Source organism: Treponema sp. R8-4-B8, assembly GCF_054786175.1.
Genome location: NZ_BDHE01000228.1, coordinates 1 through 642, shown reverse-complemented (window position 1 = coordinate 642; position 642 = coordinate 1). Strand labels below are relative to the sequence as shown.

The window sequence follows — 642 nt, the reverse complement described above, 5'->3', positions numbered from 1 at the left end:
TGGTAGACGGAGAGTTCCACGCCCAAATCGCGCAACAGTTCGGTGCGCCCGCGCTCCATGTAGCGCAGGTAGTTGGCGTAGTACACTACGTTGCCGCAGTCGGTATCCTCATAGTAGACGCGAATTGTTAACTCGTTGATTTTTTTCATGATAAATCCTCGATATTAATAAGAATGTTATTGATTTTCTTCAAGGTTATACTCCTGAGATGTGTATAAGAGACAGAGTACAACCAAGACTTCGGCAAAAACGTGACGCGCTTCTCAAAGACGGCCGAAAGCCTGATCGCCGCTTACGATTACCCCGGAAACATCAGGGAGCTGGAAAACATCATAGAACACGCCGTGGTGATGGCCGAAGAAAACGAGATCACGGAACGGGATTTGCCGGAGTCCATGTTCGCGAACCGGCTACTATTAGCCGGTCCCGACGCTCGGACTAACGCCGGCGCATATACCGGAGACAGAATAGCCACGCTCGCGGAAGTAGAACGCGAACACATAAAATTCGTGCTGGCAGCCTCAAACCGCAACTACACGGAGGCCGCGAAGACGCTGGGGATATCGCGGTCTACGCTGTGGAGAAAGATTAAGGAGTATAACCTTGAAGAAAATCAATAACATTCTTATTAATATCGAGGAT

Annotated in this window: 1 protein-coding gene and 1 pseudogene; both read left to right on the top strand. The window is 49.4% G+C overall.

The genetic code is table 11. The annotated features are described in order from the left end of the window. Positions 1 to 236: 236 nt before the first annotated feature. Positions 237 to 395: pseudogene (locus ACYVRA_RS08070) on the top strand (AAA-type ATPase lid domain-containing protein); the annotation flags it as partial. Continuing rightward, positions 396 to 620, top strand: coding sequence for a helix-turn-helix domain-containing protein (locus ACYVRA_RS08065; RefSeq protein ID WP_461252217.1), 225 nt, complete (start codon positions 396 to 398; stop codon positions 618 to 620). The last annotated feature ends 22 nt before the right edge of the window (positions 621 to 642 follow it).

What these genes read in the sequence shown, in the direction of transcription:
- ACYVRA_RS08065 (WP_461252217.1), top strand. Translation starts at nt 396, where the DNA reads ATGTTCGCGAACCGGCTACTATTAGCCGGTCCCGACGCTCGGACTAAC.